The 23,366-nt window shown below is 66.4% G+C and carries 20 protein-coding genes; 8 read left to right on the top strand and 12 right to left on the bottom strand.

Annotation, left to right across the window (positions count from 1 at the left end):
* Nucleotides 1-323 precede the first annotated feature (323 nt).
* The 7 genes from ON44_RS02650 to ftsH all read right to left on the bottom strand — a co-directional run bounded on the left by ON44_RS02650 (nt 324) and on the right by ftsH (nt 6,980).
* Complete coding sequence (locus ON44_RS02650; RefSeq protein WP_063721504.1) at nt 324-1,370, bottom strand: DUF6779 domain-containing protein; 1,047 nt, start codon at nt 1,368-1,370, stop codon at nt 324-326.
* A 70-nt stretch (nt 1,371-1,440) separates the two neighbouring features.
* Entirely contained in the window at nt 1,441-1,911 is a 471-nt protein-coding gene (locus tag ON44_RS02645) for a DUF3180 domain-containing protein (protein WP_040686188.1), read from the bottom strand.
* 2 nt (nt 1,912-1,913) lie between these two features.
* Entirely contained in the window at nt 1,914-2,450 is a 537-nt protein-coding gene (gene folK, locus ON44_RS02640; protein WP_040686158.1) for a 2-amino-4-hydroxy-6-hydroxymethyldihydropteridine diphosphokinase, read from the bottom strand.
* Nucleotides 2,451-2,469: 19 nt separating this feature from the next.
* Nucleotides 2,470-2,877, bottom strand: coding sequence for a dihydroneopterin aldolase (gene folB / locus ON44_RS02635; protein ID WP_040686187.1), 408 nt, complete (start codon nt 2,875-2,877; stop codon nt 2,470-2,472).
* Nucleotides 2,878-2,900: 23 nt separating this feature from the next.
* Nucleotides 2,901-3,728: a dihydropteroate synthase gene (gene folP / locus ON44_RS02630; RefSeq protein ID WP_040686157.1), complete on the bottom strand. Its 828-nt coding sequence runs from the start codon at nt 3,726-3,728 to the stop codon at nt 2,901-2,903.
* Nucleotides 3,729-3,808: 80 nt separating this feature from the next.
* Nucleotides 3,809-4,399 (bottom strand): GTP cyclohydrolase I FolE, encoded by a 591-nt coding sequence (gene folE, locus ON44_RS02625; RefSeq protein ID WP_040686186.1) that lies wholly within the window; start codon nt 4,397-4,399, stop codon nt 3,809-3,811.
* 199 nt (nt 4,400-4,598) lie between these two features.
* A complete protein-coding gene (ftsH, locus tag ON44_RS02620) occupies nt 4,599-6,980 on the bottom strand; it encodes an ATP-dependent zinc metalloprotease FtsH (protein ID WP_040686156.1) in 2,382 nt (793 codons plus the stop codon).
* 277 nt (nt 6,981-7,257) lie between these two features.
* Here ftsH and ON44_RS02615 point away from each other — a divergent pair, with 277 nt between their 5' ends.
* A complete protein-coding gene (locus tag ON44_RS02615; protein ID WP_051181393.1) occupies nt 7,258-8,205 on the top strand; it encodes a hypothetical protein in 948 nt (315 codons plus the stop codon).
* Here ON44_RS02615 and ON44_RS02610 read toward each other — a convergent pair.
* Nucleotides 8,185-9,018 (bottom strand): DUF1266 domain-containing protein, encoded by an 834-nt coding sequence (locus ON44_RS02610; RefSeq protein WP_040686155.1) that lies wholly within the window; start codon nt 9,016-9,018, stop codon nt 8,185-8,187. The genes ON44_RS02615 and ON44_RS02610 overlap by 21 nt on opposite strands.
* 109 nt (nt 9,019-9,127) lie before the next feature.
* Between ON44_RS02610 and ON44_RS02605 the strand changes: the two genes are divergently transcribed.
* The gene (locus ON44_RS02605; RefSeq protein ID WP_040686154.1) at nt 9,128-9,388 is read left to right on the top strand and encodes a DUF2277 domain-containing protein; all 261 of its coding nucleotides are present in this window, start codon (nt 9,128-9,130) and stop codon (nt 9,386-9,388) included.
* An 11-nt stretch (nt 9,389-9,399) separates the two neighbouring features.
* Here the strand turns inward: ON44_RS02605 and ON44_RS02600 are convergent, their stop codons facing one another.
* Entirely contained in the window at nt 9,400-10,716 is a 1,317-nt protein-coding gene (locus tag ON44_RS02600) for a PucR family transcriptional regulator (RefSeq protein WP_051181391.1), read from the bottom strand.
* Between the two features lie 157 nt (nt 10,717-10,873).
* On the opposite strand from ON44_RS02600, the gene ON44_RS02595 reads away from it, so the two are divergent.
* The 3 genes from ON44_RS02595 to ON44_RS02585 all read left to right on the top strand — a co-directional run bounded on the left by ON44_RS02595 (nt 10,874) and on the right by ON44_RS02585 (nt 14,710).
* Complete coding sequence (locus ON44_RS02595; RefSeq protein WP_040686153.1) at nt 10,874-12,481, top strand: aldehyde dehydrogenase family protein; 1,608 nt, start codon at nt 10,874-10,876, stop codon at nt 12,479-12,481.
* 86 nt (nt 12,482-12,567) lie between these two features.
* A complete protein-coding gene (locus ON44_RS02590; protein ID WP_040686183.1) occupies nt 12,568-13,383 on the top strand; it encodes an SDR family oxidoreductase in 816 nt (271 codons plus the stop codon).
* A 436-nt stretch (nt 13,384-13,819) separates the two neighbouring features.
* On the top strand, nt 13,820-14,710 hold the full coding sequence (locus ON44_RS02585) for a LysR family transcriptional regulator (RefSeq protein WP_040686152.1): 891 nt from the start codon (nt 13,820-13,822) through the stop codon (nt 14,708-14,710).
* Here ON44_RS02585 and ON44_RS02580 read toward each other — a convergent pair.
* Nucleotides 14,707-16,077 (bottom strand): amidase, encoded by a 1,371-nt coding sequence (locus tag ON44_RS02580; protein WP_444543887.1) that lies wholly within the window; start codon nt 16,075-16,077, stop codon nt 14,707-14,709. The genes ON44_RS02585 and ON44_RS02580 overlap by 4 nt on opposite strands.
* Nucleotides 16,078-16,560: 483 nt before the next feature.
* On the opposite strand from ON44_RS02580, the gene ON44_RS02575 reads away from it, so the two are divergent.
* The 3 genes from ON44_RS02575 to ON44_RS02565 are packed head-to-tail and all read left to right on the top strand — an operon-like array spanning nt 16,561 to nt 22,072.
* Entirely contained in the window at nt 16,561-19,128 is a 2,568-nt protein-coding gene (locus ON44_RS02575) for a serine/threonine-protein kinase (protein ID WP_083897618.1), read from the top strand.
* On the top strand, nt 19,125-21,362 hold the full coding sequence (locus tag ON44_RS02570; protein WP_051181389.1) for a serine/threonine-protein kinase: 2,238 nt from the start codon (nt 19,125-19,127) through the stop codon (nt 21,360-21,362). The genes ON44_RS02575 and ON44_RS02570 overlap by 4 nt, the downstream gene beginning before the upstream one ends.
* The gene (locus tag ON44_RS02565; protein ID WP_083897617.1) at nt 21,359-22,072 is read left to right on the top strand and encodes a cyclase family protein; all 714 of its coding nucleotides are present in this window, start codon (nt 21,359-21,361) and stop codon (nt 22,070-22,072) included. Before ON44_RS02570 ends, ON44_RS02565 begins: the two co-directional genes overlap by 4 nt.
* Here ON44_RS02565 and hpt read toward each other — a convergent pair whose 3' ends face one another.
* Complete coding sequence (gene hpt / locus ON44_RS02560; RefSeq protein ID WP_040686151.1) at nt 22,073-22,630, bottom strand: hypoxanthine phosphoribosyltransferase; 558 nt, start codon at nt 22,628-22,630, stop codon at nt 22,073-22,075.
* A gap of 180 nt (nt 22,631-22,810) precedes the next feature.
* The coding region (locus ON44_RS02555; RefSeq protein ID WP_040686178.1) for a TilS substrate-binding domain-containing protein at nt 22,811-23,366 on the bottom strand (556 nt) is incomplete at its 5' end.

The raw sequence follows: 23,366 nt of genomic DNA, 5'->3' as shown, positions 1-23,366 counted from the left end.
GGCCCACAGCTCGCCGATGCCACGGGGCACCCGCGTGATTTACACCGCAGTGTTGTGTTGGATTTGCCGCGCCTGCGGCGCGGCGTGTTCGCGGCCCCCTGTGTCTCGCGTCCGAGCCGTCGAGACTCGCTCCGTGGTGGTCGCCCGTGGCGGGCCGTTCGGCACAAGATGCACACGCCTCGGATAGCCGAGCCCCGCGCCTGCTGCACATGCGCTTCCACGACTCGGCTGTGTTCGATGGCCGCGACGGGCCGCGAACGGGCCGCTCGTAAGACTCGCCTCGTGGAGGTCGCTGGTGCGGAACCGTCAGCGCTCGGCGCTGATCAGCGCCCGGTACGGCCCTTCTCTTCGGACTGCAGGTTGGCCATGATCTCGGCGACCGAAAGTCGGCGTGACGAGTTGCCGGAGTCAGCATCCGGATCTACTCGGCGACGGCGGCGGGAGCTGGCGCCAAGGGGCGGGACCGCGGTTGTCGGATGCGGGGTGGGCTCCGGGTGTGGCGTCGGGGCGGGCTCCGGTGTCGAGAGGTCATGCGACTCGGGTTCGGACGGCTCCGGCTCCGACAGGCGCGGTGACACGGTGTACTCCAACGGCTGCAGCCGCGGCGGGACACCGGTCTTTTCCGGATCCTCGGTGAACGCGTCGGCCCAGCCGCCGGTGGTGGTGAGCGGGTCGTCATCGACCTCGGCGTCGGCGATATCCGCATCATCGAGATCGTCGAGGGAGACGATCGCGGTCTCCGCGGTCACCGGATCGTCGAAGGGGCTGGCGAACCGCGGAGGCTCCGGATGATCCGATTCGAAGACCGGAGTAAAGGTGCTGGGAGATTGCTGGAACGCCATGTCCAGCCAGGTGTCGGCATTCGCCGAGCTATTGTTGGCCGAATTTCCGAATGCGCTCGGCAACTCGTGAATCCGGGTCGCATCGGCGCGCAATGCGGGTCGATCCATCGGCAGATCACCGTCGAAGAGCCGCTGCAGACTCTCACGGAGCACGGTGAGTTCGGCGCGCAGCGCGGCCATTTCGGCCGCATCGGCACCCACTTCCGCGCGCACCCGCGCCTCGACGCCGAGCTCGTATTCGCGCCGGGCGGTCACCTCGCGTTCCAACTGGAGCTCGTACACCGTCTGCAGGTCACGGACCTTGGCCTTATCGATCGTGGCTTCCTTGCGGTACCGCGTCGCGGCCAAAGCGCCGATGACGGCCGCCCACAGCGCCGCCACCAAGCCGATCCGAACAAACTGCAGACGGTCACTGAAAACCAGGAAAACGCTGGCAACCAGACCGAGCAGAATCAATACGCCGATGAACAATTTTCCCGCGTCGTCCCGCCGTCGACGAGAGGTGCTGCTACGGGAGGGTGAAACCATGCACGCCAGGGTAGCTTGATCAGCCAGCCGCGCCCAGATTACCGTGCGGTGATTCCAACGGGATTATTTGCTATGTAGTTGCCGGATCGTCCGAAGGGTCCTCGGGAGCCCGACAGCAATACTCCAGCCATAGCGCCGCAGCTACCAAAGCCACCCCCGCCAGCATCCCGACAATGGCGCCGGGACTATCCGCACCCGCCGCATTCAAGGTGCCGCGCTGCGGAAACACCCAGAAAAGGAAACCCAGCCAGACACCGGCGGCAAGCGAGCCGACCTGCGCGGACGCCTTCGCCAACGCGACCGCGCGGGCCGCGGTGATCGGATGCAATTGATGGCTGCCGTCGCCGATCTGATGTTCATTGACCCGTCCGCGGATTACGAAGCCGAGCGCAACTTCGATCGCGGCGACCGGATAAAGCGATGCGCCCGCGTAAATCGAGATCGGCGGGAAACTGCCATAGGCCATCCGCGTGAGCACCCAGGCGATGAGCGCCGCGACAACGACATTGGCGATGAGATCGAGGATCCGGGTCGGCTTCAGTTTCACGACGCCGATCCCTCCGCGGCAGCCGACAGCACGAATTCGGTCGGCCGGACTCCGGCGCGCTCGGCCGCGTCGATTTCGGCGAGCCAGTCGCGCACCGGCCGCACGGTTCCATCGACATCGAGTTCCGCGTCCGGCTGCACATCCAGCCACGGGATGAGCACAAAGGCCCGGTTGTGTGCCTGCGGATGCGGCAAGGTCAATTCCGGATCATCGCTGCGGCAGACCACGCCGCCCTCGGCACACCACACCACGTCGACATCGAGAGTGCGCGCGCCCCAACGCACCTCGCGCACCCGCCCGGCGGCCTGCTCCAACTGTTGCCCGAAGCGCAACCAATCGTGCGCGCCGAACTCCGGATCATCAACCAGCACAACGGCATTGAAATAGTCGTCCTGTTCGACCCCACCCCATGGCGCAGTCGAGTACACCGACGAAACCGCGACCACCCGATCCCCCAACCCCTCGACAACACTGCGCAGATGTGCGAGTCGATCGCCCAGATTGGAGCCGATCGACAGGACAGCGGAACTCATTGCTCCACCTCGCGCTCACTCATGCCACGACTCCCCGCTGCCGCGAGGTGACCACGCGGACATCGGCGAAGGTGTGTGGAATCGGCGCGGACGGTTTGTGCACGACGACCTCGACCGACTGGATGCGGGGATCGGTCATCACATCGTCGGCGATCTCGGCGACCACCTTTTCGATGAGATTGCGCGGCGGGCCCTGGATGATCTGCACGGCGCGCTCGGCGAGGGCGCCATAGTCGATGGTGTTCGCGAGGTCGTCGGTGGCCGCGGCGGCGGCGAAATCGGTCCATACCGTCAGATCAACCAGGAACTCCTGGCCGTCGCGGCGTTCGTAGTCGAAGCAGCCGTGATAGCCATAGGCGCGCAAGCCGCGCAGCTCGATCCGGTCCAGCTGCTCGGGCGTACCCGTCTCCCGGCTACCACCCCTCATCGCATCGCTGCGCGATGCTGCGGTCATTTCGCGGCTCCTCGGGTGCTGTTTCGGGCGGCACGCAGCCAGGCGTCGGTCACTGCAATAGCATCCAGCGAGGCGCGCACATCGTGGACGCGGACACCCCAGGCCCCGTGCAGGGCGGCCAACGCCGACACCGTCGCGGTGGCGGTCTCCCGGCCGTCGGGTGGGCGCGGCCCCGCGGCATCGGCGAGCAGGGCGCCGAGGAATCGTTTACGGGAGGCGCCGATGAGAATCGGCAGCCCGTGGCCGACCAATTCGGGCAGTGCGCCGAGCAGCGCCCAATTGTGTTCGGCATTCTTGGCGAAACCGAGGCCGGGATCGAGTACCAGCCGGGACCGATCCACACCTGCCGCTACGGCCAGGTCCACCTGCGCGGTCAATTCGGCGAGCACCTCGGCGACCACGTCGTCGTAGTGGTCGGCCGGACCGGTGTGCCGATAGTCCGCGCCCGCCCGCCAGTGCATGAGGATCCACGGAACCTCTGCTGCCGCAACGACTTTCACCATATCCGGATCGGCGCGGCCACCGGAGACATCGTTGACGACCGAAACTCCGGCCGCGATCGCCGCCTCGGCGACACCGGCCCGCATAGTGTCCACACTGGTCGGCACACCGGCAGCTACCAAGCCGCGAATGACCGGAACCACCCGCGCGGCCTCGGTTTCCGGGTCGATCCGCACCGCACCGGGCCTGGTCGACTCGCCGCCGATATCGATGATGTCGGCGCCCGACTCGTACAGCTCGATGCCGTGTGCGATGGCCAGGCTCGGATCGAGATAGCGGCCGCCGTCGGAGAACGAATCGCTGGTGACGTTCACGACACCCATCACCACACAGGAGCGACTATCGCGCGGCGCGACACTGCTCCGGAGAGGATCGGGGGCATGAGTCGACACCGCGCGGTGCCTCACTTCCGCAGGATCAGATCGAGAGCCTCGGCCCGCGAGGCGGCGTTGGACTGCAGCAGACCGCGCACGGCGGAGGTGGTGGTGCTGGCACCGGGCTTGCGGATACCGCGCATGGCCATGCACAGGTGCTCGGCCTCGATCACGACGATGGCGCCGCGCGGATCCAGCTTGCGCATGACGGCATCGGCGATCTGGCTGGTCAGCCGCTCCTGCACCTGCGGTCGCTTGGCGTACAGATCGACCAGTCTGGCCAGTTTGGACAGTCCGGTTACCCGGCCGTGGGGGCCAGGAATGTAGCCGACGTGCGCGACGCCGTGAAAGGACACCAAATGGTGCTCACAGGTCGAGTACAGCGGGATATCGCGAACCAGCACCAGTTCCTGGTGCCCCTCGTCGAAGGTGGTGTTCAGCACCGCATCCGGCTCGGTGAAGAGCCCGGCGAACATCTCCCGATAGGCGCGGGCGACCCGCGCGGGCGTATCGATCAGGCCGGGCCGGTCCGGATTCTCGCCGACCGCGATCAGCAGTTCTCGGATCGCGGCCTCGGCGCGGGGCTGATCGAATGGGCTGCCAGTCTCCAGTGCGATCAGGTCCGGCTGGGCCGGGCCCGCACCGTTGTACTTGACCGGTTCGTCGAATTCGTCGAAAGCGCTGGCATTCGCAACGGCACCGCCGTTCACATGCCCCGGCCCACCGACGTGATTGTTGGCCGACAATCGAGGACACCTCCAAAATCTCGGGCGCGAGCAATCTCCCCGCACCCAGATGGTCGAGCCTAATCGGCACGCGTCAGTGCCGACCGTTCGGTCCATCCCAATCGTGGTTCTCGCCCTCGTTATTCCCGGTACCGTTGGCGGGCTCGTCATAGGCGTCGTTGCCGCGGTCCGGCTGACCCCACGGCTGCTGCGGCTGCGGGTAGCCGTGGCGCGGCTGCGGCTCACCCTGCCAGCCGCCGTAGCCGGGCTGACCCGACTGCTGCTGCGGCTCGTCGCGCGGCGGCCAGCCCGGTGCCGACCAACCGGCCGGAGCACCGTAATCCGGCCGCGAGCCGTGCGTCGCGCCCTGTCGCGGATAAGCCGGGGACGGGGCCTGCGGCAACGGGTAACCGGGCGCGGGCGGCTGGGGGTGACCGCCGCCGTAGCGCGGTTCCTGATAGCCGCCGTCCGGATAGCCATTGGCCGCGGCGGGTTCACGCTGCGGCAGCTTCGGCAGCGCCGCCGCCTGCGGGGGCCACGGCTCGCCGCGTTCGGCGGCCAGTTCACGCGGGGTCTTCACCGGCGGCTTATCCGACGGCACGCGGTCGCCGAAATCGTTGAACGCGGTAATGCGCGGACGCTTGTCCACCGCGGCGAGGATCTCCTCGAGATCCTTGCGGTGCAAGGTCTCCCGCTCCAGCAGCGCCGTGGCGAGCACATCGAGCACATCACGGTACTCGTTGAGGATGGCCCACGCCTCGGTGTGCGCGGCCTCGATGAGGTTGCGCACCTCCTCGTCGATGGCGCCCGCGACCTCGTGCGAGTAGTCCGAACCCATGCCCATCGAGCGACCGAGGAACGGGTCGCCCTGCTCCTGGCCGTAGCGCACCGCGCCCAGCCGCGCGCTCATGCCGTATTCGGTGACCATGGCGCGCGCGATCTTGGTGGCCTGGTCGATATCCGAGGACGCGCCGGTGGTCGGCTCGTGGAACACCAGTTCCTCGGCCGCGCGGCCGCCCATCGCCATGACCAGGCGGGCGATCATCTCCGAGCGGGTCATCAGGCCCTTGTCGTCCTCGGGCACCGTCATCGCGTGGCCGCCGGTGCGGCCGCGGGCCAGGATCGTGACCTTGTAGACCGGCTCGATATCCGGCATCGCCCAGGCGGCCAGGGTGTGGCCGCCCTCGTGGTAGGCGGTGATCTTCTTCTCGTGCTCGCTGATGATGCGGCTCTTGCGGCGCGGACCACCGATGACGCGGTCCACCGATTCCTCGAGCTGCTCGCCGGTGATCACCGCGCCGTTCTCACGGGCAGTGAGCAGAGCGGCCTCGTTGACGACATTGGCCAGATCCGCGCCGGACATGCCGACGGTGCGCTTGGCCAGACCGTCGAGATCGGCCTCGGGCGAGATCGGCTTGCCCTGCGAATGCACCCGCAGGATGGAACGCCGTCCGGCCAGATCCGGATTGCTGACCGGGATCTGCCGGTCGAAGCGGCCCGGCCGCAGCAGCGCCGGATCGAGGATGTCGGGGCGGTTGGTCGCGGCGATCAGGATGATGCCGGTGCGATCGCCGAAGCCGTCCATCTCGACGAGCAACTGGTTCAGGGTCTGCTCACGCTCGTCGTGACCACCGCCGAGGCCGGCGCCGCGCTGGCGGCCGACCGCGTCGATCTCGTCGACGAAGATGATGCACGGGCTGTTCTGCTTGGCCTGTTCGAACAGGTCACGCACGCGGGAGGCGCCGACACCGACGAACATTTCGACGAAGTCCGAACCGGAGATGGTGAAGAACGGCACCCCGGCCTCGCCCGCGACGGCACGCGCCAGCAGGGTCTTACCGGTACCGGGCGGCCCGTAGAGCAGCACGCCCTTGGGGATCTTCGCGCCGAGCGCCTGGTAGCGGACCGGGTTCTGCAGGAAGTCCTTGATTTCGTAGAGCTCTTCGACGGCCTCGTCGGCGCCGGCCACATCCGCGAAGGTGGTCTTGGGCATGTCCTTGGACAGCTGTTTGGCCTTGGACTTGCCGAAGCCCATCATGCCGCCGCGACCACCGCCCTGCATGCGCGACATCACAAAGATGAACAGGCCCAACAAGATCACCATCGGCAGCACGAACAGCAGGATCTGGGTGAACCAGCTGTCCTGTTTGACCACGGTGTTGAACGGTGCGCCGGACTTCTGCACGGTGTCGAAGACCTGGTTGGAGGTCTCACTTCCGCCCGGATACTTTGCAATGATCTTCTTGGAGCCGGAAGTGGCGTCGTTCCCGTTGTTCAGCTCGATGCGCAGCTGCTGCTCGCGGTCGTCGATCTGGACGTTCTTGACGTTGCTCTTGTCGTTCAGCTGACTCAACGCCACCGAGGTATCGACGCTCTTCCAGCCGCGCGTGTCATTGCCGAAATAGCTGAACGCATAGATCACGAGCAAAATGCCCGAGACTATGGCCAGGGTGCGAAACACAGTCTTGCGGTTCATAGAGCTTAGGCCGGGCGGCCAGTCCTTTCCGGGTGTCTCCGGTGCATGCCTAGCGTGGCGTCGGGCGCGTCCCGTCCGGTAGTTCGGATGCGGACATGCCACGTTACCGCGTACGGTCTAGTCGATACATCGCGCAGTTCGGCAGCTGGTGTAGTTCGACAGGTAAACGGTCGGGGAACGTCCGTGGTTCCCGAAGTCTCCGGTCGGGTTACGCCAAGTGGTCACAATCATGTCATGTTCGGCCTATCGTGAGCGACGACACAAGAGCGCAGGGGGTATGGACATAGTTGAGCTACGGACACCCACAGCGATACTGCGGCACGGCCGTGGACGACTGATCGTTCTACGCCCGGGCAGCGAGGGCGAGCGCGTCCTGGATGTGCCGGTCACCGATCTGCTCAAGGTTCGGCTGAACCGCCGCGCCGACGATGCCGTCGTCATCGAGATCTATCTGCGTTATCCCACGCCCGTGCTCACCGGCGTGCCCGCCGACCGCACCCCGCTACCGGTATTGATAGCCGAACACGATTTCCCCGCGGCCGCCGAGATCGTCGAGCGCATCAACGGTCAGATCCTGGCCAGCCAGCGCATCGATGTGGCCGCACCCGATCTACAGCCGCCCGCCCCGCAGTGGGGTAAGAGCGGGCCGACCAGGGCCGATGTCGATCGAGCCGTGCGGCGGATGACCCCCAAGCGCGAAGCCAAGGCAGCGATAGCCGCTCTGCATCGCTATGTGACCGTCGACGAATACGTGCTGGAGACCGCCATCGTCGTGGCACATCCGCCCGCGGGCACCGGCCTCGGCCTGCTGGCCGCGACCACCGGACGGCTGCTGTTCATCTCCATCGGTCCCGGCGACAGGTACGCCCACGAGCTACCCATTCCGGTCATCATGTGGGCGCGCACCACCGACGGCGCCGTGACGACGCCCGGTGAGATCGGCTCGGTGCGCGGCGAGACCGGTATCGATGTGCACGACGGAAACGTCACGTTGCATTTCACCGGCACCGATCGGGCCGATACCGAACGCGTCACCTGTGCGGTGAATTTCGCCGTCCGGCGCGATTCGGCCGACGGCGCGGCCGGTCCGGCCGATCCGGGCGTCGCCCAGCTCTATTCCGAATGGGAATTGCTGGTTGAGCGGCATTCCCTCGGCATGGTCGATGACGGACAGTTCCAGCGCTACGGCCGCGGAATTCTGCGCTCACTCCCCGACGGGAACTGATTGCAGCGTGATCCGCCGCCACGGGCTGGTCGGACGCAACCACAGGCGCAGCAGTTCCATGCGCCGATCCACGCCGCCGTTCTTGAGTTCGGCCAGATCCTCACAGGCCTGCCAGTAGGTCCAGCCGGTCAGGTAAGCATCGCCGAATTGGCGCCAATTCCGGTATTTGCGCTGGGCCAGCGGCAGTGCCCGCATCAGATAGCCCCAGGCCACCTCGGCGTCGAGATAACCCGCGGTAAAGGCCATTCGAGCCACCGCGACCACCCGGGCCAGATCCCAGGCATGGATATCGCTCGGCAGCGGCCGGGCCAGATGATCGGTGAACCCGATTTTGATCGCCTGGGACCAGATGTCGTAATCGCGGACCAGCGCCTCCGGGTTGTCCATCCCCCGGAACGAGCCCACCTGCCGCAGGAAGGCGCGGTGCCGATCGGCCCGCTCACCGAACCGGTCGCGTTCACTGGCATTGATCGATGCCATCACCAGCGGATGCACCATCGCGTACAGCGGCGCGTGCATACCTTCGAGCAACTGTTCCATGGAGGCCTGCGCCTCGGTGCCGTCGGTGATGCCCCATGCGCCGGTGAGCGTATCGATGGCGAGTTCGCGCCGGTCACCGAGCGGATGGTCGCGCTCGGGACCGAGCAGCAGCGCGTCGTGAAAGGCGTCCCAGCGCGCCGAATAGAAGCCGCCGAGTGCGAGCGCACGCAGTTCGTCCTCCGATACCGCCGCGCCGGACCAGTGGTCCTCTTCCCGCTTGTCGAGCTCGTCGTAGGGGAATGTTGTCAAGGTGGGTACACCGCGGGCAGGCATACCCCCGATTGTTCACCATCGATCTTGGATGGACCTGTGTAATCGCTTGGCTTTGTCGGATCTGTTTCTTGGCCTGCCTTACCCCGACCATGGGCAGTAGTGTGCTCCCATGAGTAGCAACATCACCCTCCTTCGTGGCCTGGATCCTGCGCCTACCGAGCAGGAAATCTATGCTGCCGCACTGCAGTATGTGCGTACGGTCGGTGGCGTGTCCGGCCTGAGCACCACAACCAAGGCAGCCGTCGACAAGGCGGTGAACGCCATCGCGGCAGCGACCACGCAATTGCTCGCGGATTTACCGAATGTGCGGGTCGCACCGGTCACCGAACCGCCGCCACGCCACGAACGCGAGGTCGCGGAGGCGGAGTAGTTCGTAGCGTTTCAAGGTAGGGCGTCTGCGCCGTAGGTGGCGACGCAGGCCAGTGCGATCTCCAGCGGCAGGCTGCGCGCTTCGATCGGATGGCCGAGCAGTTCCTCGATCCGCTGGATCCGATAGCGGACCGTGTTCTTGTGCACACCGAGTAATTTCGCCGTGGCCTCCGGGCTGCGATGGCTTTTCAGATATGCGTGCAGTGTTTCGCGCAGTCTTGTGGCATTGACATCACGGCCCGCCAGCGCGCGTAATTCGCGCCCGATCAGACCGCGCATGGCCGCGTCGTCGGCGCCCACCAGATAGGCGATCTCCACCTCGCGATATGCGGTGACCCGCGCTCGATCCGCCGGACCGCGCTCGGCGACGTGCCTGGCCGCGACGGCCTCGTGATGGCTCTGCCGGAACCCGGCGGCCTGCGGCGCGGGCACCCCGAACGCGACCCGCACCGGCGCATCGACCTGACCGGCCACCAATTCGGCCAGTCGAGCGGGCTCGGCCAGTTCCGCCGCATGCGCCTCGTCGTCCAGTCCCACCCAGGCCCACATGCCGCTCGCCCCGGATGGGACGGTCAGCACCCGATTGCTGCCGAGCGCACCCGCGAGCCGGGCCGCGATCCGATCCAGCTGCCCGCTCATCTCGGCATCACCCGACGTTTCGTCGGCCCAGCACACGAACGCCATATGTTGTTGCGCCAGGCGGTATCCGAGCCGAATCGAGGCCTGGTCGAGGTCCAATTCGTCGTCGGCGAGCAGCGCGCGGACGGTCTCGGTGCGGCGATTGAGATCGGCACGCAGGATCCGCTCGCGTTCTTCCATGTAGGTGTCGGTCAGCGCCTCCACCGAATTGCCGACCCATCTGGTCGATCGCTCGAACAGCCGCAACATGACCGCGCGCTCGATTTCCTGCGGCGGACGCCGCTCATCGATGGCGTCGCTCATGTAGTCGAGGACCGCCTCTTGCCCGACGTGATAGGTCCGCAGCAGTAGGCGCAGGTGGAAACCGCGCCGGGCGATCGTGCGCGCGAAGGCGTGCACCTCGTCCGGCAGCGTGAAATCGAAGGTGTCACTGGTGAGTCCGCTCAGCATGACCCTGGCGTGTGCCCGCGTGCTGGCCGCGAGATCGCGGCGGATATCGCGGTCGGCCAGTTCTGGAATGCGGGCGATGATCGCGTTGTCGAGGCGGTCGACGATCTGCTCCAGCGTCTGGGTCCGCATCGTCTCGTAGACGTATTCGGCCAGCCAGTCGCGCACGATCTCGACGTTCGGATCGGAATCGGTCCGCAACGGGTCCGCGGCGGCGAACCGACCTGTCGAGGCAGCGGCCATAATTCCTCCGAATTGTTCTCTGAGTACAAATATGGCCGAGTCCATTGACAAATCGACCCAAGAAAGTCGTGCAATCTTGTGTCACGATGATAGGTCAGTGAGCTGATTCACAGGATCAGCACCAGCGGTTCAGCACAACGTCAGTGGGAGAACAGCAGTGACCAACACCGAATCGGTGCCCGGCGCCGCCAAGAAGACAACGGCACATAAGACAGCGCCACAAAAGAGCGATCCCGCTGTCATCGAGGTGCGCAATCCGGGCACCGGCGCGGTGGTCGGCACGGTGCCGAACGAGAGCGCCGACGCGGTCGCGGCCAAGATCCGCGAATTGCGCCTGTACCAGCCGGAGTGGGAGGCCATCGGCCCCGACGGGCGCAAGGAATGGCTGCTGAAGCTGCAGGACTGGATCATCGACAACACCGAGCATCTGGCCGATGTGCTGCAGGCCGAGGCGGGCAAACCCCGCGTGGACGCACTGATCGACCCGGCCTTCTCCACCGATCTCATCGGCTATTACGCGCGCCGGGCCGGGAAATTCCTCGCCGACGACCATCCCTCGCCGCACAGCCCGCTGGCCCGGGTCAAGAAGCTGACCACGGTGTACAAGCCGTATCCGGTGGTCGGCGTGATCACGCCGTGGAACTTCCCGCTGGCCATGCCGGTCATCGATGTGATCCCGGCGCTGGCAGCCGGTGCCGCGGTGATCCTCAAGCCGTCGGAGGTGACTCCGCTTTCGGCGATCGAATTGGCAAGGGGCTGGGCCGAAATCGGTGCGCCGCCGGTCTTCGCCGTGGTCACCGGTGCGGGTGCGACCGGTGCCGCGGTGGTCGAGAATGCCGACTACATCCAGTTCACCGGTTCGACCGCGACCGGGCGCAAGATCGCCGCCGCCTGTGTCGAGCGGTTGATTCCCTACAGCCTGGAATTGGGCGGTAAGGATCCGGCCATTGTGCTGGCCGACGCGGATCTGGATCGGGCCGCGCACGGCATCGCCTTCGGCGGCATGTTCAACTCGGGCCAGGTCTGCATTTCGGTGGAGCGGGTGTATGTCGAAGCTCCGGTTTACGACGAATTCGTCGCCAAGCTCACCGATGCGGTCAAGAATCTGCGCCAGGGTCTCGACGGTCGCGAGTCCAAATACGACGTGGGCGCGCTGGCCAATGAGAACCAGGTCCAGATCGTGCAGCGGCATGTCGACGAGGCCGTCGCGGCGGGCGCCAAGGTGACCACCGGCGGCAAACGCACCGGTGTCGGCACCCTGTTCGAGCCGACCGTGCTCGTCGATGTCGACCACACCATGTCCTGCATTACCGAGGAGACCTTCGGCCCGACCCTGCCGGTGATCAAGGTCGCCGACGAGGCGGAAGCCGTTCGGCTGGCCAATGATTCGGTCTATGGCCTGTCGGCCTCGGTGTGGACCGGCGATAAGGAGCGCGGCGAGCGTGTGGCGCGCGCCCTCGAAGCCGGCGCGGTGAATATCAACGATGTCTTCGTCAACCTGTTCAGCTTCGCGCTGCCGATGGGCGGTTGGGGACAGTCCGGTGTCGGCGCACGCTGGGGCGGTCCGAACGGAGTTCGCAAGTACTGCAGGCAGAAGGCGATCACCACGCCGATCCTGCCGACCCAGCAGAAGGAACTGCTCTGGTTCCCGTACCAGATGCCGAAGGTGCTGTTCGGGCTCGGCGCGATGCGTGCCGCGGGGGCGCGCGGACTGCGGCGCATCGACATTGCGGCAATTCTGAAACTCAAGGGAGACAACAAGTGACCGCGGAGCGAGCGACGGGGACGGTAGCTCAGCGTAACCACGGAGGGCACCGGGAACTCCGCAAATCCAACACCGCCGCGGCGAAGATTCGCGGCAAGGTCGTCGTCATCACCGGTGGCGCACGTGGCATCGGACTCGCGACGGCGACCGCGCTGCAGGCGCTCGGCGCCAAGATCGCGATCGGCGATATCGACGAGACCACGGTCAAGGAGTCCGGCGCGGCCCGCGATTTCGAACTGTACGGACGGCTCGATGTCACCGATCCCAACTCGTTCGAGAGCTTCCTCGACGAGGTCGAGCGCACAGTCGGCCCGATCGATGTGCTGATCAACAATGCGGGCATCATGCCGACCGGCAGATTCGCCGATGAGCCGGATCAGATCACCCGCCGCATTCTGGATATCAATGTCTACGGCGTGATCCTCGGCTCCAAGCTGAGCCTGGCCCGCATGCTGGCGCGCAAGCGCGGACACATCATCAATATCGCCTCGCTCGCCGGCGAGACGCATATCCCCGGCCTGGCGACCTACAACGCCAGCAAGCATGCGGTGCTCGGCTTCACCGACACCCTGCGCGAGGAGTACCGGGGTTCGGGTGTCGCGTTCTCCTCGGTGCTGCCGACGCTGACTAATACCGAACTCGGCTCCGGCGTGAGCGGCCCGAAGCTGCTGCGCCCGGCCGAGCCGGAGGAGATCGCCGATGCGATCGTCGCGCTGATCGCCGAGCCGAAGTCCAAGGTCCGGGTCACCGCGGTGGCCGGATTCCTGTCGCAGCTGGTGAATCTGCTGCCCGAGCCGGTGGCCGATGGACTGGCCAGGGCGCTGGGTTCGAGCAGTGCCTTCCTCGACGATGTGGACGTGGCCGAGCGCAAGGCCTATGAGGACCGGGCACGCAGCCTCTGAGCGGTCGGCGAAGGCGCCGTGGTCGGGTCATCGACCACGGCGCCTTCGCGCGTCGGAACACCCTTGCGACGGCCGTCGCCGGACTTTCGAACGAGACGGCAAACGCAATTGTGACTAACATCACTTCAACCCCCCATAACGGCACCACCTGCTTTGCGGGCCGGTTTCTCGACAGTGACCGGCCACACTTCGGCACCTCCCCGGCGCGGCCCGCAGGCCCAATCCGCGCTGCATCGTTGCTGGTCATATGCCCAATTAACTTGTGCGCGGCAGCGCGGGTCGCGAGTGCTGGAGATTCGCGGAGTCGATGATGCAAATGGCCATGACAAGCCATATGCTGTGTCTAACAAACCTGTCGACTGTTTCGGCTGCCATATCCAGACTTTCCGGCCTCAATACGCTGGAAATTCAGGACTGATTCTGATAGCAAGGGGCTATGGACCCGCATTTGCGCGACCTGCGGTATTTCGTCGCCGTCGCTGAGGAACTGCACTTCACCAACGCCGCTCAGCGGCTGCACATCGCTCAACCCACCCTGTCGCGTCAGATTCGTCAGCTGGAACGCCAGCTCGACGTGGTCCTGTTCGACCGCAACCAGCGCAGCGTCGCGCTGACCGTCGCGGGTAAGGAGCTGCTCGAAGGCGCCCGCAAGATCCTGGAGCTGTGGGAGGTCACCAACGTCTCCCTGCAGGAGGCGGGTGAGGTGCTGCGCGTCGGCATCCAATCCGCGCTCGGCCGCGGGCTGCTCAACGATCTGGAGAGCGCGAGCGGGCACCGCCTGGCGCTGCACGCCGCGTCCTGGACCGACCCGTCCAGTGGTCTGGCCGGTCGACAGGCCGACCTTGCCCTGGTCTGGCTTCCACTACCCGATCCGAACCGGTACCGCTGGCAGGTGCTGCGCACCGAGCCGCGCTGGGTGCTGCTGCCGGAGAACCATCCGCTGGCCGAGAACGAGACCATCGACTTCGCCGACCTGCTGGACGAACCGTTCATCGCACTGCCCACCGAGGCCGGTGCGGTGCGCGATTTCTGGCTCGGCAACGATGCCCGCAACGGCCGTCAGCCCAAGATCGGCGCCGAGGCGGCGACCCCCGAGGACAAGCTGGAGGCTGTGAGCCTTGGCCTCGGCGTCTGCCTGCTGGCCGAGAACAATGTGCCCATGTACCGCTGGCCGGGTCTGACCGCTCGCCCGCTCGCCGGACTCGCCCCGTGCGAACTGGCGGTGGCCTGGCGCGCCGACGACAACCGACCCACCATCCTCGAATTCGCCGCACGCGCGGTCGACGGTGGTTTCGCAGTGCAGCATCAGCCCGCGATCGCGGGTTAATCGTTCACCGTTCGCTTCCAGGGGTGGATCGACTCGAGTTGAGCCGCGAGGCGCAGCAGGATCGATTCACTGCCGGGCGGTGCCGTCAGTTGCGCGGCGACCGGTGTTTTGGATCTCGGGTGCATTCCCATCGGGATCGACGCGGCGGGCCAGCCGACCAGATTCCACAGCGGTGTGAACGGTGAATACCGAGCGCTGACAACAACATTCGCGAGCCACCCCAGGGTGTGCCAGGCCCTGGCCCGCGGCGGCGGCGCGGCGAGCGTCGGGGTGATCACCACGTGGTAGCGCTCGAAGAAGTCCAGCAGTTGCGCCTCGACCCGGTCCACCTGGGCCGGGCGCACCAGCCGCAGCCGCTGGACGAGCCGACCGAGTGCGATGTGGCGGCGGGTGCGCCGCTGCAGACGTTCGGGGCGGATGAGATTCGCGGCCTCACGCGCGCCGCAGGCCAACCAGCGCAGGCCGACCGAAACGAGCGATTCGCCGTAGGGCAGTGTCACCGATTCCACCAGGTGCCCGGCCGCGGCGGCGGCCGAAGCAGCGGTGCGGGCCGCCGCGGTCCAGTGCCGATCGACCCGGAACATCCGGGACGGTGGCGCCACGGCCAGCCCGATGCGTAGTCGGCCCGGCGGCTCCAACTCGGCTAGGTCCGGGCGCGCGGCCAGCACAGACAGCATGAGCGCGGCATCGCCGACTGTCGTCGCGAGCACACCGTTTTCGACCATTCCGGACCAGGAATCGACGCCTACCTCGGCGGGCACGGTATGCCGCCCCGGCTTGATCCCGAACACCCCGCAGCAGGCCGCGGGAATGCGCACCGAACCGAGCCCGTCGTTGCCGTGCGCCACCGGCACCAACCCGGCCGCCACGGCCGCGGCCGAGCCGCCGGACGAGCCACCGGAGCTACGGGCGGAATTCCACGGGTTCCGACCGATGCGGCCCTCGCTCTCGGTCGTGCCCCACAGGCCCAGTTCGGGGACCGCGGTCAGCCCGACCACCACCGCACCCGCGTCCCGCAACCTGCGCACGACCGGATGGTCGGCGGTTGCCGGACGGGTATCGGTCGCGGTGGAACCGGCGAGGATCGATTCACCCTCGACCGCGATGTTGTGTTTTATCGCGATGGGCACACCCGCCAGCGGCAGCAGATCCAGATCGGAACGCTGTTCCAGCGCGAGTGCCTCGGCCCGTGCCTTAGCGGAGCGAACGACCGTGAACGCATTCGTCTTTCGGTTCTCGGCGGCGATCAGATCCAGGGCGGTATCGACGGTTTCGGTCGGCGTCAGCGAGCCGTCACGCACACTCGCCGCGATTGCCGCCGCCGGACCTCGTGACAGGCCGGATTCGCGTGGCATGCTGGAGTCCATCGAAGCATGCACGGCGTCGGTCCCGCCCACCGCGACCCCACGGGCGGCCTGCACCTCCGGAGCTTCAGCAGCCTCCGGAGCGGTCGAATCCGTCGCTGTCGAATCCGCCGCCGCGACGCCACCCGCCGCGGCCGTCACGGTATTCGATTTACAGCGCTGCTCCCGGGTTGTTCCGTGGTCGCGCTCGGCTACTTCCGCGCCCGCTGCTCGCACCGAGTCCGATTTGCGGCGCTCCCCGGTTACTCCGTGGTCCCGCTCCGCTACCGCCTCCGCGCCCGTCGCTCGCGCCGCAGTGTTGTTCATGTGCTGGTTCTTCCCCGTCGCATCGTTGTCGAAATCGGGTGATCCGCTGTTGTGGCGCAAGTTATCATTTCGATTACTGCTCGGGGGACGATGTCGTCGGGTGTGGCGGAAATTCAGCGGCACATCCACCGAACGGCCACTGCGGATACTCGACATCCGCTCAGCAGGTAGGTCCGAAAAATGAGTGCTGATCCTGAAAATACGCACCGAACCGATCTCGGCACCGAGCCGACCAGAGACTGGGACGAGCCGCCGTCGCATACCGAGAACGACGTGGTCGAGGCCTTCTCGACCGCATGGGAATCGGCGCGCCGGCCACCGGAGATCGCCGACTTTCTTCCCGATGCCGAATCCCTGCGCCGGGCCGCCCTGATCGAATTGATCCGCGTCGACCTGCGACATCGCTGGATCCGGCTCCCCGAGACGCCGACGCCGCGCAAACGGCTTTTCGACTACTGCGCCGAGTTTCCGGAACTCGAACCGGGCGGCATTCCGGCCGGTTTGGTGTACGAAGAGTTCGTCATCCGCAGACACAGCGGTGAACGTGTCGATCCGAAGGATTATCTGCGGGAATATCCGGAACAAGCGGCGGAATTGCGCGCTCTGCTCAATGCCGACGACATCGACCAGAGCACCCGCCGGGCGGCGCTCGAGGATTCGGTGCTTACCGAGTTCGCCAATACCCGCGCGGCGGCCGAACTGAGCCGGACCGTCCAAGCCGACCAAACTGTCGGGCTGAACCGAACCCAGGAGTCCACTCGTAATACTGACGTGACTCGTGCCACCGCCGATTCGACCGAGACGGCGACCGCCATTCCGACCACAATCGGAACCGGTCCGGGGAAATTCGACGCCCTCGACCGGATCGAGGTCGGCCAGTCCATCGACGACTTCGATCTGCTCACCGGACTCGGCAGCGGCGCATTCGCCCGGGTATTCCTGGCCAGGCAGCGATCAATGCAGCGCTTGGTCGCGGTGAAAATCTCCGCCGACCACGGCACCGAACCGCAGACCCTGGCCCAGCTCGACCACGACTACATCGTGCGCGTCTTCGATCAGCGGCTACTCGGCTCCGATGACGCCCGCGATCCGGCCATGCGCCGACTGCGGCTGCTGTACATGCAGTTCCTGCCCGGCGGCACACTGCTCGGGGTGCTGCGCTGGGTGCGCGCGACCCCACCCGCCGAACGCAGCGGACAACTGCTGCTCGACGCGGTCGACGCGGCCATGGAGGAGAAGGGCGAAATCCGCCCGACCGATTCCAGCGTGCGCGCCGAGATAGCCGGACTCAGCTGGCCGGAGACCGTGGCCTGGCTGGGCCGCAGAGTGGCCGAGGCGCTGGAATACGCCGCCGCGCACGGCGTGCTGCACCGCGACGTGAAACCGGCCAATATCCTGCTCACCGCCGAGGCAGTACCGAAACTGGCCGATTTCAATATCAGCTTCAGCCGCAATGTGGCCGGCACCAGTCCGGTGGCCTATTTCGGCGGCTCGCTGGCGTATATGTCGCCCGAACAGTTGGAGGCCTGCCATCCCGGCCGCGAGCGTACGGCCGAGGATCTGGATACCCGTTCCGATATCTACGCCCTCGGCGTAGTCCTGTGGGAATTGCTCACCGGTGCGAAGCCGTTCGACGATTCCACCGCGACCGCGACCGACCACGGCGACGATACGGCGCTGGAGGGCATGCTGGAACGCCGCACCTCCGGGGTGGATGATGCTGCGCTGCAACGAGTTCCGGCGAACTGTCCGGCGGCTTTGCGGCGGGTGCTGCTGACCTGTCTGGAATCGGACCGGACACTGCGCTGGGCCAATGGCGGGGTGCTGGCCAAGCAGTTCGACCTGTGCATGGACCCGAGGGCCAGGGATCTGGTCGACCCACCGCCCGGCAGTTGGCGGCTGAAGTTGCGGTCGTGGCGGCTGGTGATCGTGTCGCTGGCCATCGGCATCCCGAATATCCTCGCCTCGGCATACAACATCCAGCACAACCAGCATCTGATCGTGGACCGGCTCCCCGAGGACGCCGGGCGCACCTTCATGATCATCACCACCGTGGTGAACGGAATCTTCTTCCCGCTCGGGGCGACGCTGATCCTCTATCTGTCCCGAAGAATGCTCACGGTGCCGCACGGGCTGCGCCGCCACCGCCGCTACGATGCCGAGACGCTGCGGCTGGCCAGGGCGGATTCCCTGCTGTTCGGCGACCGAGCAGTGTGGGTGGTCTTCTCGCTGTGGGTGATCGCCGGATTCACCTTCCCGATCGCGCTGCAATTGGCGGCCGGGGACGTGCCCGCTCGCGCGGTGGTGCACTTCCTCACCTCGATCGTGGTGTGCGGCGCGATCGCGATGGCGTACCCGTTCTTCCTGGTGTGCTTCTTCATGGTCCGCTGCATCTATCCGATCTTCCTGCGGCACGGGGAGATCAGCACCGAGGACGCGGTGTGGCTGCGCGGCCTGGATCGCCGCGCCAACGGATATCTGGCGGTCGCGGCCTCGGTGCCGCTGCTCGCGGTGGCGGGCGTGACCTTCCTGCCACCCGACGATATTCCGATGGTGATCGCCGCGGTGCGCGTGCTCTGTGTGGGCGGCATCATCGCGTTCATCGGCTCCTACCTGCTCTTCCGGGCGCTGGAGGCCGATCTGCGTGCACTGGAGCGTATCGTCGCGCCAGTGGATTCCCTTGACCGCGAACATGTTTCGGCGAACCAGAAGCGCGGCCGGTCCGTCGTGCCGGAGCCGCGATCGTGACAGCTGCCGATTTCGCGGATCGAGGCGAGACCGACCCCATAACCAGATTTACCGAAGATTGGCAGCACTGCCTGCGAGGCGAGCGGACCGACCCACCTCCGATCGCCGAGTACATCCCTGACGGCACCCAGGTGCGGCTGGCGGTACTCACCGATCTGGTCCGCATCGATCTGCGGCACCGCTGGGATCGGGAGGGACTCGGCAAACGCATCGCCGAGTACCGCAAGGAATTTCCCGAGGTCGGGCACAGTGCGGATTTGGTCGATCTGCTCTGCGAGGAGTTCCTGGCCCGACGCCGGTACGGCTCGCTGGAACTGGCAGATTTCCTCGCCGAATATCCGGAGCTGGCGCAGGATGTGCGCGCGCGGCTGGCCGTTTACGCCGACGACGATTCCGCGGCCGATATCGAACGCGGCGTCGCGCTGGTCGCGGGGCTGGCGCCGGGTCATCGGATCGATGACTTCGATCTGCTCACCGATCTGGGCACCGGCACCCTCGGCCGGGTCTTCCTCGCCAGGCAGCGTTCCATGCAACGTCTCGTCGCCGTGCGGCTTTCGGCGGGTCGCGCGGCCGGCGGGCACAGCATGGCGCAACTGGATCATCCGCATCTGGTGCGCGTTTTCGATCAGCGCCTGGTCACTGCCGCACCGTCCGCGGCACCGGAGGCCCCCGCATCGACCCGGCTGGTCTACATGCAGTACCTGCCCGGTGGTACGGCGGCCGGAGTGCTCGCCGAGCGGCGCCGCGGCCCGGAATCCGAAGGCGGCGCCCTGCTGCTGCGTGCCATCGATGCCGCCATGGAGGCCAGGGGCGAGATCCGGCCGTCGGATTCGAGTGTGCGCGCCGAAATCGCCGCACTCAGCTGGCCGGAGACGGTGGCCTGGATAGGCAGACGACTGGCCGACGCGCTCAATTACGCCGAGCAGCAGGGCGTACTGCATCGCGATATCAAACCGGCGAATGTGCTGTTCACCGCGGAGGGTATTCCCAAGTTCGCCGATTTCGCCGCGCGTACGGCGGCACCTCGCACGGCGACGAATCCGCTTGCCGCCGAACCGGATTCGCTGCCGTACCGCTCCCCTGAACAGCTCGCCGAACTCCTCGATCCGGCCGCACCGCCGCCCGGCCCGAGCAGCGATATCTACTCCCTCGGCGCGCTGCTGTGGGAACTGCTCACCGGCACGATGCCGTTCGACGACCCGCCGATTCCCGCCGATCCGGGCGCCCGCGCCGAAACCATCGCGACCATGGTCGCCCTGCGCGAGCGCGGCGTCACCGCGGATACGCTGCCCGCGGACACCCCGAGCGCGCTGCGGCGGGTGCTGCTGGAGTGTCTGCGGGCCGATCCGCAGCGCCGCTGGCGCAATGGCGCCGAACTCGCCGCGCAACTGGATCTGTGCCTCGACGAGCGCGCCAGGGAATTGGTCGATCCGGCACCGACCAGCCTGGCGTACCGGTCGCGCGGCTGGCTCATACCGATCCTCACGCTGTGCGTCGGCGTGCCGAATTTCCTCGCCAGCGTCTACAACATCAACCTGAACAACTCACTGATCATCGATCGGATGACGGCGACCGACCAGGAACGGTTCGCCACGGGCGGCCTGATCACAAATCTCATCGCCTTTCCGATGGCCGGATTACTGCTGCTTTTCCTCACCCGACGCCCGCTGACCATCGGATTCCGCCTGGCCCGCGGCCGCGAATACTCACCGCGCACCCTGGCTGCCGCCCGGCGCGACACCCTGCAGATGGGTGACTGGGCGGTCTGGGTGCCGTTCGGGTTCTGGCTGCTCGCCGGGCTGGTGTGGCCTTTGGCACCGGTCTTCTTCGGGGTCGAGCTACCGCGCGCGACCTTTCTGCATTTCTTCGCCGCGCAGGTGGTGTGCGCCGCGATCGCGCTGGCGTATCCGTTCTTCCCGATCATGGTTTACGCGGTGCGTTCGATTTATCCACAGCTGCTTGTGCGCGGTGGTATCGGCGCCGAGGACGAGGAGCAGCTGCGCAAACTCGCCAAGCGCGGAAACTTCTATCTGGGCGTCGCCGCATCGGTGCCGCTGCTCGGCGTGGCCAGCGCGACCTTCGTCGAGGCCGCCGATCTGGATTTGGTGATTGTTTCGGTGCGGGTGCTCAGCGTGGGTGGCATCCTGGCATTCGTGCTCACGTATCGGTTGTTCCGGATGCTCGAGGCCGATCTGTTGGCCTTGGCACGTGCGATTCCGCAGCGGAAGCGATGACCGGCTCGCGGCCGTTCGGACGGCTGGTCAGCCTTTCCCATGTCCACGATCCGGCGACGGCGCCGCTGTTTCCCGGCGACCCCGAATTCCGGACCGATATTGTCGCGACGGTCGCGAACGACGGTTATTACCTGCGCCATATCCAGCAGGGCGAGCACACCGGAACCCATTGGGGCGCACCCATCCACTTCCATGCCGACGGACTGGCCGCCGACGAATTGGATCTCGAAGATCTCTTGTTGCCCGCGGTGAAGATCGACGTGCGGGACCAATGTGCGAACGATCGGGATTACGCGATCGATATCGGTGATCTGCGGGAGTGGGAGGGTCGGCACGGGCGGATACCCGAGGGTTCGGCGGTGGTTGCCTGGACCGGGTGGGACGAGAAATGGGGGACGCCGGAATTCATCGGAACCGGCGAAGATGCCGATCACCAACCGGGATTCGCGGTCGAGACGGTCAAATGGCTATTGCGGACCGGGCGGCTGGGGCGGCGTGGCGCGCTCGGCATCGATACGTTCGGACCCGATCTGGGGACCGACGACACCTATGAGGTGTCGAAGCTGCTGTATCGCGAACATCGGATCAGCTTGGAATGTCTGGCGAATCTCGCCGAACTACCCGTCACCGGTGCCTGGGTATTGGTCGGCGGTGCGCTGTACAGCGGTGGGTCCGGTTCGCCCGCAACGATATTCGCTATGCTGCCCTGATTACGCGCCGCCGTAGACCTTCGGATCGAGTGTGCCGATATACGGCAGGTCGCGGTAGCGCTCGGCATAGTCGAGGCCGTAGCCGACGACGAATTCGTTCGGAATATCGAAGCCGACGTGCGCGACTTCCACGTGGGTGCGTAGCGCGTCCGGCTTGCGTAGCAGGGTGACGACCTCGAGCGAGGCCGGATTGCGGGTGGACAGATTGCGCTTGAGCCAGGACAGCGTGAGACCGGAGTCGATGATGTCCTCGACGATCAGCACATTGCGGCCCGCGATGTCCTTGTCCAGGTCCTTCATGATGCGCACGACACCGGAGGACGAGGTGGACGAGCCGTAGGAGGAGACGGCCATGAATTCCATCTGGGTGGGAATCGACAGCGCCTTGGCGAGATCGGTCATGAAGAAGATGGCGCCCTTGAGCACGCCGACCAGCAACAGATCCCCCTCGGGGGCGTCGGCCGGATAACGCTTGGCAATCAGCTCGGCCAACTCCTGGGTCTTGGCCGCGATCTGTTCCTCGGTGATCAGCACCGACGCGATATCGCCCTCGTACACGTCAGTTGGTTTCCCTTCCGGTGTTGTCTCAGCGGCGTTCCCGGGGCCCTCCGTGGGCCCGCCCGTCGCCCACCGCCACCCTCAACGGGCGGCCTTCGGCCGACTGAGCTAGTCCAAGCGCTACCGCCTCCGGGCCCGTCGCTCACGCCGCGGGTGTCTCCCCGGCCGATCCATTATGTGTCATCGGCTCCCTTGCAGACGCAAAGTCAGCCTGCCATGTTCGCGCGCCGCGACCAACCTGCGTCCCGGCTGCCCGCCACCCACCGCGACGCCGCCCTGCCCGCGCCATGCGGTAATCAATTCGTCAACCGCCTGTAAATGCTTGTTGGTCAGGGCTTTAGCGCCACCGGCCAGCAACCAGGCACGGATTGCGCGCCGACGCAAGGCCGCGGGGGCAGTGGCGAGGGTCTCGATCGAGAGGGTCAGGCCATTACTCGCCGGACCGGTACTCGCGGCCCGCAACAACTCATCGGCCAGCGCATCCAATACCGCACCGTCATCGCGCAACTGCTCGGCCGTCCGCGCCAGCGCCCCCGCGACCCCACCCCCGAGCACCTGCTCCAGCAGCGGCAGAACCTCATTTCGCAACCGAACCCTGGTGAACTCCGCCGCCGAATTATGCGGATCCTCGAACGGCGTCAACCCGATATCGACACACAACTGCCTGGTCACCGCCCGCCGCACCCCCAATAGCGGCCGCCCCCACGGATCAACGAACGCCGCCATCCCCTGAATC

Origin of the sequence: Nocardia vinacea NBRC 16497 (genome assembly GCF_000308835.1) — a bacterium.
Lineage (GTDB): Bacteria > Actinomycetota > Actinomycetes > Mycobacteriales > Mycobacteriaceae > Nocardia > Nocardia vinacea.
The sequence above is the reverse complement of the archived record's forward strand: the minus strand, read 5'-3'. Positions and strand labels throughout refer to the sequence as shown.

Coding starts and splice junctions, on each gene's coding strand:
- ftsH (WP_040686156.1), bottom strand. CDS start 6,980: ATGAACCGCAAGACTGTGTTTCGCACCCTGGCCATAGTCTCGGGCATT.
- folP (WP_040686157.1), bottom strand. CDS start 3,728: ATGGGTGTCGTGAACGTCACCAGCGATTCGTTCTCCGACGGCGGCCGC.
- ON44_RS02605 (WP_040686154.1), top strand. CDS start 9,128: ATGAGTAGCAACATCACCCTCCTTCGTGGCCTGGATCCTGCGCCTACC.
- folB (WP_040686187.1), bottom strand. CDS start 2,877: ATGAGGGGTGGTAGCCGGGAGACGGGTACGCCCGAGCAGCTGGACCGG.
- ON44_RS02585 (WP_040686152.1), top strand. CDS start 13,820: ATGGACCCGCATTTGCGCGACCTGCGGTATTTCGTCGCCGTCGCTGAG.
- ON44_RS02650 (WP_063721504.1), bottom strand. CDS start 1,370: ATGGTTTCACCCTCCCGTAGCAGCACCTCTCGTCGACGGCGGGACGAC.
- ON44_RS02565 (WP_083897617.1), top strand. CDS start 21,359: ATGACCGGCTCGCGGCCGTTCGGACGGCTGGTCAGCCTTTCCCATGTC.
- ON44_RS02615 (WP_051181393.1), top strand. CDS start 7,258: ATGGACATAGTTGAGCTACGGACACCCACAGCGATACTGCGGCACGGC.
- ON44_RS02600 (WP_051181391.1), bottom strand. CDS start 10,716: ATGGCCGCTGCCTCGACAGGTCGGTTCGCCGCCGCGGACCCGTTGCGG.
- folK (WP_040686158.1), bottom strand. CDS start 2,450: ATGAGTTCCGCTGTCCTGTCGATCGGCTCCAATCTGGGCGATCGACTC.
- ON44_RS02575 (WP_083897618.1), top strand. CDS start 16,561: ATGAGTGCTGATCCTGAAAATACGCACCGAACCGATCTCGGCACCGAG.
- ON44_RS02610 (WP_040686155.1), bottom strand. CDS start 9,018: ATGCCTGCCCGCGGTGTACCCACCTTGACAACATTCCCCTACGACGAG.
- ON44_RS02580 (WP_444543887.1), bottom strand. CDS start 16,077: ATGGACTCCAGCATGCCACGCGAATCCGGCCTGTCACGAGGTCCGGCG.